The organism is Micromonospora sp. 067-2, assembly GCF_046549295.1.
GTDB lineage: Bacteria > Actinomycetota > Actinomycetes > Mycobacteriales > Micromonosporaceae > Micromonospora.
In genome coordinates this window covers 296,343-310,740 of sequence record NZ_JAJPWB010000010.1, presented here as the reverse complement: position 1 = coordinate 310,740, position 14,398 = coordinate 296,343, and the positions used below count along the sequence as shown (strand labels likewise).

The 14,398-nt window shown below is 70.6% G+C and carries 14 protein-coding genes; 6 read left to right on the top strand and 8 right to left on the bottom strand.

The genetic code is table 11. The annotated features are described in order from the left end of the window. Positions 1-64 precede the first annotated feature (64 nt). The 4 genes from ACLJN9_RS24725 to ACLJN9_RS24710 form a co-directional block, all read right to left on the bottom strand. Positions 65-1,144 carry a hypothetical protein gene (locus ACLJN9_RS24725; protein ID WP_410813923.1) on the bottom strand — a complete coding sequence of 360 codons (1,080 nt, stop codon included), beginning with the start codon at positions 1,142-1,144 and terminating at the stop codon, positions 65-67. Between the two features lie 82 nt (positions 1,145-1,226). Further along, complete coding sequence (locus ACLJN9_RS24720; RefSeq protein ID WP_410813922.1) at positions 1,227-2,051, bottom strand: oxidoreductase; 825 nt, start codon at positions 2,049-2,051, stop codon at positions 1,227-1,229. Then, positions 2,048-2,614 (bottom strand): TetR/AcrR family transcriptional regulator, encoded by a 567-nt coding sequence (locus tag ACLJN9_RS24715; RefSeq protein ID WP_410813921.1) that lies wholly within the window; start codon positions 2,612-2,614, stop codon positions 2,048-2,050. The genes ACLJN9_RS24720 and ACLJN9_RS24715 overlap by 4 nt, the downstream gene beginning before the upstream one ends. A 47-nt stretch (positions 2,615-2,661) precedes the next feature. Next, entirely contained in the window at positions 2,662-3,627 is a 966-nt protein-coding gene (locus tag ACLJN9_RS24710) for an SDR family NAD(P)-dependent oxidoreductase (protein ID WP_410813920.1), read from the bottom strand. 85 nt (positions 3,628-3,712) lie between these two features. Between ACLJN9_RS24710 and ACLJN9_RS24705 the strand changes: the two genes are divergently transcribed. After that, the gene (locus ACLJN9_RS24705; protein ID WP_410813919.1) at positions 3,713-4,624 is read left to right on the top strand and encodes an AraC family transcriptional regulator; all 912 of its coding nucleotides are present in this window, start codon (positions 3,713-3,715) and stop codon (positions 4,622-4,624) included. A gap of 35 nt (positions 4,625-4,659) precedes the next feature. On the opposite strand, the gene ACLJN9_RS24700 is transcribed toward ACLJN9_RS24705, so the two are convergent. Together ACLJN9_RS24700 and ACLJN9_RS24695 are read right to left on the bottom strand one after the other, a co-directional pair. Next, positions 4,660-6,492, bottom strand: a complete 1,833-nt coding sequence (locus ACLJN9_RS24700) for a glycoside hydrolase family 15 protein (RefSeq protein WP_410813918.1) — start codon at positions 6,490-6,492, stop codon at positions 4,660-4,662. 91 nt (positions 6,493-6,583) lie between these two features. Further along, positions 6,584-7,156 carry a TetR family transcriptional regulator C-terminal domain-containing protein gene (locus ACLJN9_RS24695; protein ID WP_410813917.1) on the bottom strand — a complete coding sequence of 191 codons (573 nt, stop codon included), beginning with the start codon at positions 7,154-7,156 and terminating at the stop codon, positions 6,584-6,586. Positions 7,157-7,351: 195 nt separating this feature from the next. Here ACLJN9_RS24695 and ACLJN9_RS24690 point away from each other — a divergent pair, with 195 nt between their 5' ends. The 3 genes from ACLJN9_RS24690 (at position 7,352) to ACLJN9_RS24680 (ending at position 10,524) form a co-directional block, all read left to right on the top strand. After that, a complete protein-coding gene (locus ACLJN9_RS24690; RefSeq protein ID WP_410813916.1) occupies positions 7,352-8,368 on the top strand; it encodes an alcohol dehydrogenase catalytic domain-containing protein in 1,017 nt (338 codons plus the stop codon). 170 nt (positions 8,369-8,538) lie between these two features. Continuing rightward, on the top strand, positions 8,539-9,543 hold the full coding sequence (locus tag ACLJN9_RS24685) for a zinc-dependent alcohol dehydrogenase family protein (protein WP_410813915.1): 1,005 nt from the start codon (positions 8,539-8,541) through the stop codon (positions 9,541-9,543). A gap of 249 nt (positions 9,544-9,792) precedes the next feature. Continuing rightward, on the top strand, positions 9,793-10,524 hold the full coding sequence (locus tag ACLJN9_RS24680) for an alpha/beta hydrolase (protein WP_410813914.1): 732 nt from the start codon (positions 9,793-9,795) through the stop codon (positions 10,522-10,524). 180 nt (positions 10,525-10,704) lie between these two features. On the opposite strand, the gene ACLJN9_RS24675 is transcribed toward ACLJN9_RS24680, so the two are convergent. After that, positions 10,705-11,355: an HD domain-containing protein gene (locus ACLJN9_RS24675; RefSeq protein WP_410813912.1), complete on the bottom strand. Its 651-nt coding sequence runs from the start codon at positions 11,353-11,355 to the stop codon at positions 10,705-10,707. A 282-nt stretch (positions 11,356-11,637) separates the two neighbouring features. Here ACLJN9_RS24675 and ACLJN9_RS24670 point away from each other — a divergent pair, with 282 nt between their 5' ends. Then, positions 11,638-12,153 (top strand): CGNR zinc finger domain-containing protein, encoded by a 516-nt coding sequence (locus tag ACLJN9_RS24670; protein WP_410813911.1) that lies wholly within the window; start codon positions 11,638-11,640, stop codon positions 12,151-12,153. Between the two features lie 60 nt (positions 12,154-12,213). Then, positions 12,214-13,029: a VOC family protein gene (locus ACLJN9_RS24665; protein WP_410813910.1), complete on the top strand. Its 816-nt coding sequence runs from the start codon at positions 12,214-12,216 to the stop codon at positions 13,027-13,029. Positions 13,030-13,033: 4 nt separating this feature from the next. On the opposite strand, the gene ACLJN9_RS24660 is transcribed toward ACLJN9_RS24665, so the two are convergent. Beyond that, positions 13,034-14,329 (bottom strand): GAF domain-containing protein, encoded by a 1,296-nt coding sequence (locus tag ACLJN9_RS24660; RefSeq protein WP_410813909.1) that lies wholly within the window; start codon positions 14,327-14,329, stop codon positions 13,034-13,036. Positions 14,330-14,398 lie beyond the last annotated feature (69 nt).

Sequence of the window (14,398 nt, the reverse complement as noted above, 5' to 3'; positions counted from 1 at the left end):
TCTCGAAGCGCTGGAAGGGCGATCGCGCCAGGTCGCGGTCGAACAGCTGGGCAGACCAGCGATGTCAGCGGGTCGCGGCGGAGGTGCGGCTCACCATCAGTCCGGCAGCGTCGACCACCTCGAAGTCGGAGCCGCGCAGGCCGCCCAGCGTGTGCAGCGCGTCGTTGTCCCAGCGTCGGTCGGGTGCACCCGAGACGAACCACGCCGAGCCGTGGTCGGCGACGATGACGCCGTACCGCTGCATCGCCTCGGCGACGATCCTGGCCTGCCGGGGTAGTCGCGCGACGTCGACAGAGCGCTTGAGTCGCAGTCGCTGACCCAGCTGGGGCAACGACGGGTCGGTGCTGCCGGACGCGGAGTGCGAGGCCGGCCAGATCCACCCGGTGCGGGTGCGCGGCACGGTGACCCGGATGGCGTGGTCGATGCGCCCGGCGGCCACCTCGTCGTAGCGGACCAGACCACCGAGGATCGAGAGCCCGGCGGCGTCGGCGGAGGTCCAACCGGCCGGCCGCATGCGGTTGGAACGCAGGTCGAAGACCGCTCCGGACCCCGCTCGCCAGCCGGCACCGGAGGGATGGGCGTCGAAGAGTTCGTACGCGCGGCAGGCGTCGCGGTCCCAGACGATGACGTGCCGGTCTCCGTCGCCGCGCGGCCCGCCCTCGATGGCCGCGGCCGGCGGGACCGGATAGGGACCGGCGTCGCTCTCGTCGCCGTAGGTGAAGGTGACCGGCACCCGCCGCTGCCCGCCGCCGACGACGGTGACCGGTATGCCGATCGGCGCGCCCTGCCAGGTGCCGGAGCCGAAGTCCGCGTGCACGGCGGCGGCCGGACCGATGCTGCCAACGATGGCCGCGGAGCGGGGGTGCACGGGCAGCCGGGAGACGTCGGCGTGCCACACGTTGTCGCCCGGGAACACCCGGCACGCCGCGGCGGGCGGGCTCGGGCGGGCTCCGATGCTGGTCCGTGCGGACGGGCTCGGCGACGCTACGGCCGGCGCGGCGCTCGGCGCCGCCGCCGTGCCCGGGACGGGAGCGCTGGCGGCGGGTGCGGCGGTGCTGGGCCGCTGCGGGGTTGCACAACCTGCCATCAGGACGACGGACAGCATTGCGGTGACGGCGGCACGGCGCGGGATCGGTGCGAGCATCTCGCGCATCCTGCCGCAACGGGGGGACGGCGTCCACCGCGGTGGGTGTCAGTGAGCGCGCCGGCGCGACGGCCGCACCCGGTCAACGGAACTGGAGCCGGTTGACCGTGTCGAAGGCCCGGGCGCCGAGCAGTCGGCGGGTGTGCACCATCGCCCAGGCGGCGGCGGTGACCAGGTACCGGGTGCGCGGTCGGCGGGCCGTCACGGCCCGCTCGATGACCCGGGCCACCGTCTCCGGCGTCGCCGAGAGCAGGCGGTTCGCGTACGACCGGGCCATCACCGCGTCCACGGTGGCGACCATCGGTCGGTACGGCCCGGCCGGGTCGGCTGCGGCGCCCAGCGAGGAGGACGCCACCGCGCCGAAGCCGGTGCGGATCAGCCCCGGCTCGACGATCGCCACGTCCACACCGAACGGGCGTAGCTCCTGGCGCAGCGCGTCGGAAATGGCCTCCACCGCGTACTTGCTGGCGTGGTAATAGCCCCCGGCGGGAAAGACCAGCCGGCCGCCCATCGAGCTGACGTTGACGATCCGGCCCCGGCCGGCCCGGCGCATGCCGGGCAGCACCAGCTGGGTGAGCCGGGCGAGCCCGAAGACGTTGGTCTCGAACTGCGCGCGTACCCGGTCCATCGCGGTTTCCTCGATCGGGCCGTACTCGCCGTAGCCGGCGTTGTTGACCAGGACGTCGACGTGGCCGTGCTCCGCTTCGATCGCGGCCACCGCGGCGCGCATGGAGGCCTCGTCGGTCACGTCGAGAGGGAGGACCCGGGCGCCGGCATCGGCCAGCTCGCCGATCGCGTCGATCGTGCGGGCGGTGGCGTACACGGTGAGGTCGGGGCGGCGGGCGAGCCGACGGACGGTGGCCCGGCCGATGCCGGAGGACGTGCCGGTGATCAGGACGGTGGTCATGCGGGGTCTCCCGGGTGGGGTGGCAGCCCGGCGACGACGAGCGCGACGCCCTCGCGCAGTCGCTGCCGCGGCAGGTCGGGGTCGGTGAGGTCGGCTTCGAGGCCGCGGGTGAGCGCGACCAGCACGTCGGCCACCGCACGGGCCTTCGGCCCGGCGGCAACGGCCAGCGCGCCGACCATCACGTTGGTCAACTCCCGGGTGTACGCCTCGACGAGGTCGCCGGTGAGCTTGGTGCTGGTGTCGAGAAGTTCGGTGGCGTGCCGGCTCTCCCGGTGCAGTCTCAGGGTGAGTTCCAGCTTGGCGGCGAGCACGTCGTGCAGCCGCTGCGCCAGGTCGGCGCCGGGCGTGGCGGCGACCTGGCGGGCCTGGGCGAGTGAGCCGTCGAACAGCCGCTCGGCGAGCTGGCGGTAGGCGTCGTCCTTGTTGCGGACGTACTGGTAGACCGCGGGCCGGGACATGCCGGCCGCCGCCGCGATGTCGTCCATCGTCGTGCGCCGCATCCCGTGCCGGGTGAAGCACTCGTACGCGGCGGTCAGGATCGTGTCCAGTCGGTCGTTCGACATGCTGACAATTGTTGCATGAACTGTCAGGGTGTCAAGACCGCCCGCCGTCAGCGAGAGGCGAGAATCTCCTCGGCGTACGTCCAGAGCCGCTCGGCGGCGGCCGGGTCCATGGCGTGCTCGGCCACGCCCGCGGTGGTTTCGGGGCCGCCCGGCACCGTCTCGGTCTCCTGGTTGTCCTCGAAGTACCGCCCGGTGACACCCTCGAACAGCGGGGAGGCGGCCAGCAACACGGTGGTTGCCGCACCCTGCTCGGGGGTCTTGTAGTGCGGCAGGTCGACGCGGTTGCCCGCCTCGTCCAACACCCCGAAACCGCGCAGCGCCTCGTCGGAGAGGTGGCGTTGCAGGTTGGTGTTGATGACCCCCGGGCTGAGGGCGTTGGCGGTGATCCCGTCCTCGGCCCAGTGGCGGGCGATGCCGACGGCGAGCAGGGCGTCCGCGCTCTTGGACTGGCTGTAGGCGGTCCACGGGTCGTACGGGCGCCGGTCGAACTGCGGGTCGTCGAAGTCGACGCCGGCGCGCAGTTGGGCACCGGAGCTGACCACGACAACCCGGGCCGAGCCGGCGGCGCGGAGATTGTCGTGCAGCCCTCGGGCGAGCGCGAAGTGACCCAGGTAGTTGGTGGCGAGCTGGAGTTCCCAGCCCTCGGGAGTGAGCTGCCGGTCGGCGAGGGCCATGATCCCGGCGTTGGCCACCAGCGCGTGCAGCGGACCGTTCCAGGCGGCGACGAAGGCGTCGACCGAGGTGAGGTCGGCCAGATCGAGGGCGGCGGCCCGTACGCTGCCGCGGCCCGATCCGGCGAACTCCTCGACCACACCGGCGGCCCGGGACGGGTCACGGGTGGCCACGGTGACGTCCGCGCCGGCGCCGGCGAGAGCGCGCACGGCTTCCAGGCCGATGCCGGATGCGCCGCCGGTGACGATCATCCGGCGGCCGGTGAGGTCGACGCCGTCGACGATCTCGGCGGCCGTGGCCCGGGCGGTGAACGGGGTGCTCAGGCGAGCGGTGCTTGTCATGGGGCCAACGCTACGAACGGTAACCCCGGACTGCCTATACTCTAGAATCCGTCACTCTTTAGCGTGCGTCCAAGGGAGGGTTCGGATGGACCCGTTGGAGGACGTCCTGTCGTTGCTCGGGGTGACCGCCCACCTGTCGTCGGGAATGACCGGGGGCGGCCGGTGGGCGGTGCGGTTTCCGCCCCCGGCCGGGGTGAAGTTCAACGTGGTCAGCCGGGGCGGTTGCTGGCTGCGGGTGGACGACGTGCCCGATCCCATCCGTCTGCGCGAGGGTGACTGCTACCTGCTGACCCGGCCGCTGGCGTTCACCCTCGCCAGCGATCTGGACCTGCCGCCGGAACCGGCACCTCCCCTCTTCGCGGCGGCGGTCGAGGGGATCGCCCGTGCCGGCGAGGGCGACGAGGTGCTCCTCCTCGGTGGCGCGTTCTCCTTCAGCGGGCGGGTCCGCACCCTGCTGCTGGACAACCTGCCACCGGTCCTGCACGTACCGGCGCAGACACCGGAGGCGGGCACGGTGCGCTGGGCGGTCAGCGAGATCGACGCCGAGCTGCGCCGGCGGCCGATAGCAGCCACCCTGGTCGCCGAACACCTCGCCGTGGTCATGCTGATCCGGATCCTGCGCCTGCACCTGGCCGGGAACCCGAGTCGGACCACGGGCTGGCTGGCAGGCCTGGCCGACCCGATCGTCTCCGCCGCCCTGCGCGCGATGCACGCCCGCCCGGCATACCCGTGGACGGTGGCCGAACTGGCCCGGAGCGCCGCCGTCTCGCGCTCCACGCTGGCCGCCCGGTTCAAGGACGCGGTCGGCAGGGGGCCGCTGGAGTACCTCACCGAATGGCGCATCGAGTTGGCAGCGGACCGGATCCGGCGGGGGAGCGACAGTGTCGCCACCATCGCCCGGGCCGTCGGGTACGGCTCGGAGAGCGCGTTCAGCGTCGCCTTCAAACGCACCACCGGTTTCTCGCCGCGCGCCTTCCGCAACCGGGACGCGGCCTGAGAGGGCAGGCGTGAGGCGGGTGACCCGCTGTCGGCTCAGCGGCGGGCGTCGAGCAGTTCGTTGAGGCTCAGCGCGGCGCTGATCAGGGAGAGATGGCTGAGCGCCTGCGGAAAGTTGCCGGTCTGCTCGCCGGTGGCGGCCACCTCCTCGGAATACAGACCGAGTGGGCTGCTGTAGGTGAACATCTTCTCCAGCACCAGCGCGGCGTCGTCGAGACGCCCCGACTCCGCCAGGGCCTGGACGTACCAGAACGTGCACATGGTGAAAGTGCTCTCCTGGCCGGGCAGTCCGTCGGGTGAGGCGGTGGGGTCGTGCCGGTAGACGAGGCTGTCGGAGACGAGTTCCGCGTCCATGGCCGCCAGGGTCGACTGCCACATCGGGTCGGTCGGTGCCACGAATCCGACCGTTGGCATGGCGAGCAGCGCCGCGTCCAGGACATCCGTCGCGTAGTGCTGCACGAAGGCCCGGCGTCCGCGGTGGAAGCCGCGATCCATGATCTGTTCGTAGATCTGGTTACGGGTACGCGCCCAGCGACTGGTGTCGCCGGGCCGCCCGCGCTGGTTGGCGAGGCGGACGGCGCGATCGAGGGCCACCCAGGACATCAGGCGCCCGAAGGTGTAGTCCCGGCGACCGCCGCGCGTCTCCCAGATCCCCTCCTCAGGCTGATTCCAGTTCACGCAGACCCAGTCGACCATCCGCTCCGTGTTCAGCCACTCCTCGTGTGAACTGATCAGTCCGTGGCAGTCCGCGTAGTGGAGAGCATTCAGCGCCTCGCCGTAGATGTCGAGTTGCAGTTGGCTGGCCGCACCGTTGCCCACCCGCACCGGTGTCGATCCCCGGTACCCCTCGAGGTGGTCCAGCACCTCCTCGGTGAGATCCGGCGAGCCGTCGACGCGGTACATGATCTGCAGCGGTTCTCCGCTTGCCTCGGCTTCCCGGATCCGATCGTTCACCCATTGCCGGTACTGCCATGCCTCCTCGCTGAAGCCGAGTCTGAGCAGCGCGGAGACGGAGAGCGACGCGTCGCGGATCCAGGTGTAGCGGTAGTCCCAGTTGCGTTCTCCGCCGATCTGCTCCGGCAGCCCGGCGGTGGGGGCGGCGATCACCGCGCCGGTCGGTGCGTACGTCATCAGCTTGAGCGTCATCGCGGACCGCTCGACCATCTCTCGCCAGCGGCCGTTGTAACAGGAGCGGGCGAGCCATTTCCGCCAGTACTCCCGGGTCCGGATCAGCATGTCACTGACCTCGCCGGAGGTGAAAAGCCGCGGCCGGGCAGGCGACACCCCGGTTTCCAGGACCACACCCGACTGCTCACCCTCACGCAGCGTCGCGATCACGCAGAAGCCGCCCTCGCTACGCCGGATCGCCCGCTCCGCGAGCCGCGTCTCCGGGTATTCGACGGTGTTCACCGTGAGGGAGTAGGCCCGGCTGCGGAAGACCTGTCCCTCGAGGTGCATGTCGAGTTCGTGCGGATCCCGACCGTAGTTGAAGCGGGGCTCACACTCGATCCGGAACCGCATGACGCCTCGGACCACCCGCAGCATCCGCACCAGGCGGTGGCGGTCGGTGGTCCGATCACCCGCGATGGGCATGAAGTCGATGAGCTCCCCGACGCCGTCCGCGCTGATGAAACGCGTGATCAGGATCGGCGTGCCGGGCAGGTAGAGCTGCTTGCTGACGTACTCGACGCCCTCGGGCGACACCTGGAAATAGCCACCCCGGTGCCGGTCGAGCAGGCCTCCGAACAGGCTGGGCGAGTCGAACCGAGGAGCGCAGAACCAGTCCAGGGTCCCGTCCGTCCCCACCAGCGCCGCGGTCTGCAGGTCGCCGATCAGGCCGTGTGCCTCCACCGGAGAGTACGAATCCACCAGACCAGCCCCTCGTCGAAGCCGAAGCCGAAGCGGCCGCTTACCCCGAGGCGGATGCGCCACACGCAGCGCCGCTGATCCCGGTGCGAAGTCAGCGCAGCAGACCCTCGAAGGTGACGGTGAAGAAGGCGTCGAACGCCGAGTTCGCGCGATCCGTGCGCGCCATGATGAGAGTGCCCTCCCACGCGCTGAGCAGGAAACGCGCGGTCGCCGCGGGATCGAGGCCGGTGGGTATCGAACCCTGCTGCTGCGCCTGGCCGATCGTCTCCGCGATGGCGTCGGCCCAGACGCCCAGACTCTCTCGGATGGTGGTCCGGATCGTCTCGTTGTGGTCGGCGATCTCGGCGCCGAAGTTGCCGAAGAGGCAACCCCGGGCGATTCCGTACCGGAGGACCTCGTCGCGGAGCTCCTCGAAGTGGCTGCGCAGGCGGGTCAGGGGAGGCACGTCCTGATCGGCCAGGATTGCCAGCGGCCGGGCGGCGCCATACTCCCGCAGCACCACGACAGCGAGCGTCTCCTTGCTGTCGAAGTGGTTGTAGAACGAGCCCTTCGGTACGCCGGCAGCGTCGGTGATGCCCTTCACGCCCGCGGCGTTGAACCCCAGGGTGTGAAACTGCTCCAGGGCCGCTTCGACGATCTCCCCACGCACGCTCCGTCTCGGCATGACTACCACCTCCTCGGCCAAATGTGACCGGTCATCTCGATGCCGTCAAGGTGACGTTCCGTGACAACCACCACGTGACGCGCGGTCTACCCAGCCTTGACGATGACTAAGACGACCGGTCATATTGAGTTGTCGAGGTCGAGCACGCGTTCCCTGCGGACAGTGCTCACCGCATCCACCTCTCAGAGGAGAAACGTGTCCACCTACCGCGCCTTCGAGGTCACCGGCTCCAAACAGTTCGTCCTGGTTGATCGCGAACTGCGGTCGCCGGCGCCCGGTGAGGTCCGGCTCCGCGTCGAGGCGTGCGGGGTCTGCCACTCCGACGTCATCGCCGTCGAGGGCCTCCGCGCCGACCCGGCCCGGCCCATCGTCCCCGGCCACGAGGTCGTCGGCGTCATCGACGCGGTCGGCGTGGGGGTGTCGCGCTGGCGGGTGGGCGAGCGGGTCGGCTTCGGCTACCTCGGCGGCCACTGCACCGAGTGCGACTCGTGCCGCCGGGGCGACTTCGTCAACTGTTCGGACCAGTCGCAGATGGGCAGCAGCACCGACGGTGGCTACGCCGAGGTGGCGTACGTGCGGGCCACCGGCCTCGCCCGGATCCCGGCGGGACTGGCCGCGATCGAGGCGGCTCCGCTGCTCTGCGCCGGCCTCACCACCTTCAAGGCGCTCGAGCAGTTGACGCTCCGGCCGAACTCGCTGGTGGCCGTGCAGGGGATCGGCGGCCTCGGCCACCTCGGTCTGCAGTACGCCGGCAAGCTCGGCTATCGCGTCGCCGCGATCGCCCGGGGCACCGAGAAGGCCGCTCTGGCGAAGCAGCTCGGCGCGGACCACTACATCGACAGCACCAGCGAGGACCCGGCCGCCGCACTGCAACAGCTCGGCGGGGCCGATGCGATCATCGCGACCGCCACGAGCGGCGCCTCGATGTCGCCGCTCGTGGGTGGGCTCGCGCCCCGCGGGACCCTGCTCGTCGTCGGGGTGGGTTTCGACCCGATCACCATCAACACGCTGGACCTCGTCTTCGGCAACCGGAGCCTTACCGGCAGTCTGACGGGGACCCCGATCGAGAACGAGGACAGCCTCGCGTTCAGCGCTCGTCACGGCATCCGAGCGATGATCGAGACGATGCCGCTGAGCGAGGCGCCCCAGGCGTACGACCGCATGATGAGCGGCGACGCCCGGTTCCGGGTCGTGCTGGAATCAGCGGCCTGACCGAGGGCGGCGGTGCCGGCGTGGCCAGCGACCGCCGGTGATCGGGGGCACGAGGCGCCGTAAGCGTCTAAATTATAAAGACCTTTACTTGCCGGTGAAGGCGTGCTAGAAAGTAATAGTCAAAACAAGTTAGCCACTTACGAGTGGCCAGCCCTCTGGAGCTTTGACCCATGAGCCATCTGTTCCTCACCGCCGTCGGCGGCGACCCGACCGAGACCGTCCAGCTCGACGAGAACTCCCAGCTGAGCGTCGGCGACGGGGAGGTCCTCGTCGCCGTCGAGGCCGCCCCGATCAACCCCGCGGACATGCTCTTCGCGCTCGGCTGGTTCTCGGTCTACCCGCAGGTCCCCAGCCCGATCGGGGCCGAGGGCGTCGGGCGGGTGGTCCAGGCCGGCCCGGGCGCCGACCAGGCTCTCGTCGGGCGTCGGGTCGTCATCCTGCCGACCTTCGTCCACGGCACGTGGGCGGACCAGGTCGTCGTCCCCGCCCAGAACGTCATTCCGGTGACCGAGAACGCCGACCCGCTGCAGCTGGCCATGCTTCCGGTCAACCCGGCGACGGCGTACGCCCTGATCAACGACTACGTCACCCTGCGGCCGGGAGACTGGATCGGGCTGAACCTCGCCAACTCCGCCGTCGGGCAGCAGGTCATCGCGCTCGCCAAGCAGGCCGGCGTCAAGACGCTCGCCGTGGTGCGTCGCGAGGACGCCGCCCAGCAGGTGAGGGAGCTCGGCGCCGACCTCGTCGTCCTCGACGGGGACAACCTCGGCAACCGGGTGGCCGAGGCCCTTGACGGCACCCAGCTCCGCCTGCTGCTGGAGGGTACGGGCAGCCCGGAGCAGGTCGCCGAGCTCGTGCGATCGGTGGAGGCCGGCGGCAGCGTCGTCACCTTCGCCTCGGTCACCGGTCAGTCACCCGCTCTCCCACTCGGTGACCTGATCTACCGGGGCGTCTCGCTGCGGGCGTTCTTCGTCCTCAACTGGCTGCGCGACACCCCGCGTGCCGAGCTGGTGCGGATCTACACCGAGCTCGCGGAACTCGTCGAGCGCGGCGTCCTGCGGACCGCGGTCGAGGCCACCTATCCGCTGCGGAAGCACCGTGAGGCCATCGGCCACGCGGCACGGCAGGAGCGCGGCGGCAAGGTCCTGTTCGTCGCCGAGCAGCTCGGCCGGTAGCACGTCCAGCTGCACGACGGCTCGCCGTCCACCAGGGGGTGGACGGCGAGCCGTTTCGCTCGGAGCCTCCGCAAAACCCGTTGGCGAACCACGGCGGCCACTGCTACTTTTCCGCAGGCCGTGCGAGGAAACGAGGAGGTGGTACCCGTGAACGCGATATCGACATGGGTGCTCCTCTCCGGGGTCACGGGCGGGCGACAGATCGTCCGGGAGCGCCGTTAACGACGAGCGCTCCCGAAAGGCACGACCATGCGATTCAGTTCCGAACAGCGCCTCGACGACGGCGTCCTCGAACGCGAGTTCACCCTCGGCGAGATCCCCGGCATCCTGTGGACGCCCGGCTCCGCATCCGCGCCGGCGCCGCTGATCCTGCTCGGCCACCCCGGCGGGCTGCACAGGATGTACCCCCGACTGGTAGCCCGGGCCCGGCTCTCGGCGGCGGAGGGCTTCGCCACGGCCACCATCGAGCTTCCCGGGAGCGGTGACCGACCCCGTTCCGCTGCCGCCGAGCAGGCCCGCGCCGACCTGCGCCGCGTGCTGGGCGCCGGCGAGCCGGTCGACGACGAGATCGTCGAGCGGCTCGTCCGCCCGCTGGTCGACAGGGCGGTTCCGGAATGGCGGGCCGCCCTGGACGACCTCCTCGCACTGCCCGAGATCGGCGGCCCGGTCGGGTACGCGGGAGGGGTGATCGCCATCGGCGTGCGACTGGCGGTGGTCGAGCCGCGCATCTCGGCCGCGCTTCTGTTCGCCGGGAGTTACGTGCCCCGCGCCATGCTCGAGGAGGCCAGGCAGGTCACCATTCCGCTGCAGGTCCTGCTGCAGTGGGACGACGAAGGAAACGACCGGCAGTTGGCACTGGACCTGTTCGACGCCTTCGGCTCCAAGGAGAAGACACTGCACGCCAACATGGGCGGGCACACCGGCGTCCCGCATTTCGAGGGGGACGACGGAAACCGGTTCTTCGCCCGCCACCTGACGTGAGACCGGGCCGTCAGGCCCGCAGCAGACGGTCGGCGAGGTCGCTGGTCGGCGGATGAACAGCCGCCCCGATCGCGGTGGTACCGGCCATCGGCGGTACCGTCCGGTCGGGGCGGCGCGTCTTCGGAGCGACGGTGAGGGTCCCGCTGGTGTCGGCGTGACGATCAGTTCCAGTGGGTCCGGTCACTCCGGCCATGGCGAGTCGAGGATGGTACGGACGAAGTCGCCGCGCCGGAACCCGGGATCGACGTGCTGCAACACGTCGGCCTTGACGTTGCCGAACGTGGTCTCCGGTCGGGGACGGATGCCATCCGCGAAGGCCTCGAGAATGCGCTGCTTGAAGTTCGGCCGCGGATGCAGCGCGGTGACCGCCGCCCGCTGCTCCTCGTCGAGGTCGTCGAAACCGAGGCCCAGGACGTCGTACTCCACGCCCGCGGTCACGAGCGCGACCTCCGGCTCCATGAACTGCGGGATGTTCGGCGTGGTGTGCAGGGCGATCGCCGTCCAGACCCGCCGCACGCTGTCCTCCGGCACGCCGTGTGCCTGCAGGAAGCGGCGCGCCTCGTCGGCGCTGTCCACCTCGAAGCGTCGACCGCTGCCGCGGAAACGCTCGTCGAGCCCGAGGTCGTGGAACATCGCCCCGACGTACAGCAGCTCGGGGTCGAAACTGAGGTCCCGGTTGCGGCCCTGCAGCGCCCCGAAGACGTACACCCGGCGCGAGTGATGGAAGATCAGTTCGCTTGCGCTGTCACGGACCAGTTCGGTCGCCTCCCGGGCGATCCCGGTGTCCGGGATCGTCACGCCTGCCACCTCGCGGCGCTCCTGCCACGTCATGCCATCCACCAACTTCCTGATTCCGCTCGACACCGTCGGCTGGCGCCGCGGCACCTCCCAGCCTGTCCAGCGCCCGCCGAACCGGCCATGGCCGTGCGGACCACAACCCCACAGATACGGCCACGCGCCGGCCGGGGCTCCGCCACTCGCCCACGAATGGCATTCCCCCACACGCCGCACGGATGTGTCGGGGGTGCTATTTGGCGTAGACCCTTACAGGCGGGAGGCTACCAGGGTGATGTAAGGTTCTACCAGAAGTAGCCCTGAGAAGAGGATGTGATCGTGACACCTGAAGCAACGACCGCGATCGTGAACCTCCTCAACTCGCGGCCCCTCTCCTTCAGCTCCGAACGGTTGGACGACGCCACGACCGCTCGGGAGGTGCTTCGCCCGTTCGGGCAGGACGACGGGCCCCCCTCGGCGCAGCTCTTGCGGCAGGTCCGCGCGATCCGCGACGAGCTGGTGGCGCTCGCCGGCGAGCCGGCGAGCACCGAGCGGTGGGCCAACCTCACCGACCGGCTGTCGACGAGCACATTCCGGTACGACTTCTCCGGGCCGCGCGATGTCCGGCCTCACCAGATGACCGGCGACCCGGTGGTCGCCGCAATCGCGCAGGCGGTCGCCGAGCTGGTCGCCGAGGGTCGTTGGTCACGGGTCAAGCTGTGCGCCAACGACAGCTGCCGCTCGGCCTTCTACGACGAGACCCGTAGCCGTACCCAGCGCTGGCACTCCTACGACGTCTGCGGCAACCGCGTGAACGTGGCCGCGCACCGGGCCCGGGCGACCGGGGTCACGTAGGCCACCAGCGCCGTCACGGCGTCACCAAGGCCGTTCGGGGCGTGCCGTCTCTCCGGAGCCGTGGGCAAGCGCCACCGACACAGGCAATACCGTTTCTACCCGGTGCAGGTCACGCCTCCGCAGGGCTTTAATCACCTTGTCGTCCTGCCGGGCCGTGTCTACCGTGCGGTGATGCTCTCGCGACCGCTGACGGTGACCCTCGACGCACACGACCCGAATCGCCTGGCGCAGTTCTGGGCCGGCATGCTCGACCGGGAGGTCGTGGAGGACGCCGGTGCGACGTCGCTGCCCGGCACGGAAACTCAGCCCAGCCTCCGGTTCGTCCGAAGCAGTACGGAAAAGGTGGGGCGCAACCGCATACATGTCCACCTGACCAGCGCCAGCGATGCCGATCAACAACACACGGTGGCGACGGCTCTGCGGCTTGGCGCCAGCCACCTCGACGTGGGACAGCGCCCCGAGGAGGGGCACATCGTCCTGGCCGACCCCGAGGGCAACGAATTCTGCGTGATCGAGCCGGGCAACGCCTTCCTCGCCGGGTGCGGCTTCCTCGGCGAGCTCAGCTGCGACGGGACGCGCGAGGTCGGTCTCTTCTGGAGCGAGGCGCTGGGTTGGCCACTGGTGTGGGATCAGGATCAGGAGACCGCTGTCCAGTCACCGCACGGCGGCACCAAGGTCGCGTGGGGAGGCCCGCCGCTGGCTCCGAAGAAGACGCGGAACCGGCAGCGCCTCGATCTTGCTTCGCTCGGTGGTGGCCAGCAGGCGGAGGTCGATCGACTGGTCTCCCTCGGGGCCACCCAGTTGGAGATCGCCGACGACGGCACCGTCGTGCTGGCCGATCCTGACGGTAACGAGTTCGGCCTGACGGCGGACTGACCAGTCAGCGGTTGCGGTATGCGGTCAGGCCGCCGAGTTCTTCGCTGGCGATGAACACCGACCGCACGTTGAGGATGGCTTCCTCGACGTGGGCGGGGCAGCCCCACGCCGAATCGCCCCACGAATCGGCGACCTTGATCTCAGCCGCCGCGGCGCACCCGCGGCCACCCCCGAGCTCGCAGCGCTCGGGGTGCGGCATGGCGGCCTGAGCGGCCGCGGCGGCGCGCATCCGGGCGGCGAGTTCCGCAGCGGCGGCCGCACGCTGCTCGGCCTCGGCGCGCAGTTCCCGCTCCACGCGTACCACCTTGGCCAGCTCGTCATGGGCTGACCTGGCGCGCGCTTCGGCGGCCGCCTTCGCCTGTTCGATGTGGTGGCGTTCGATGGCGAGGGCAGCGGTGCCGGCGAAGACCCGGGTGAGGGCGAGGTCGCTGTCCTGCGGGACGCGCGGGGTGCGGTGGTACATCGCGAAGGTGCCCAGCAGGCCACCGTCGCGGGCCAGGATCGGGGTGGACCAGCAGGCGGCCAGCCCCGCCTGGTCGGCCAGGTCACGGAAGTCGTCCCAGAACGGGTCGGTGGCGATGTCGGTGACGATGACCGGTTGCCGGCGGTGGGCGGCGGTGCCGCAGGAGCCGACGGCTTCACCGGTGGCGATCCCGTCGATGGCCTGGTTGTAGAAGTCGGGCAGGCTCGGCGCGGCGCCGTGGCGCAGGTGCCGGCCGTCGGGATCGGCGAGCAGAACGGAGACGAGCACCTCCTGCGGTGCGAGACTCTCGATACGGCGAGCCATCCCGTCGAGCACCTCGCTCAGGGGCGCCTGGCGGGCGATCTGCTCCAGCAGGACACGGTGTTCGGTCATCAGCCGCTGAGCATGTTTGACCTGGGTGGTCTCCACGCCGATCACACGGATCCCGGTCACGCTGCCGTCGGCGTCGCGGCGCGGCTCGTAGCTGAAGTCGAAGAACGCCTCCCGCGCGTGCGGGTCGGTGCCCAGCACGACGCGAACGTCACGGCCGGTGTAGGGCTCACCCGTGCGGTGGACCTGGTCCAGCAGAGCGATGAAGCCCTGACCGGCCAGTTCGGGCATCAGGTCCGCGAGCGGGACACCGGTGCGAGCCCGTTCTTCGCCGATGGTGGCGAAGAACGCGGGGTTCGCCGTCTCCACCAGGTGCGCCGGGCCCGAGAGCGACGCGAAGACGGCGGTGGACTGCCCGAACAACGCCCGCAGATCATCCCCCGAGGCTCCCCGCCCGGCGACCGTCGCAGCCGCGGCGGTCGACTGCTGGCCGGGTATCGCCGCCATGTCGTGGCCTGCCTCTCGTCTGCGGATGCGGCACGATCGGTGGTGCGCCGCTCGGTGCCGGTGGCCAGG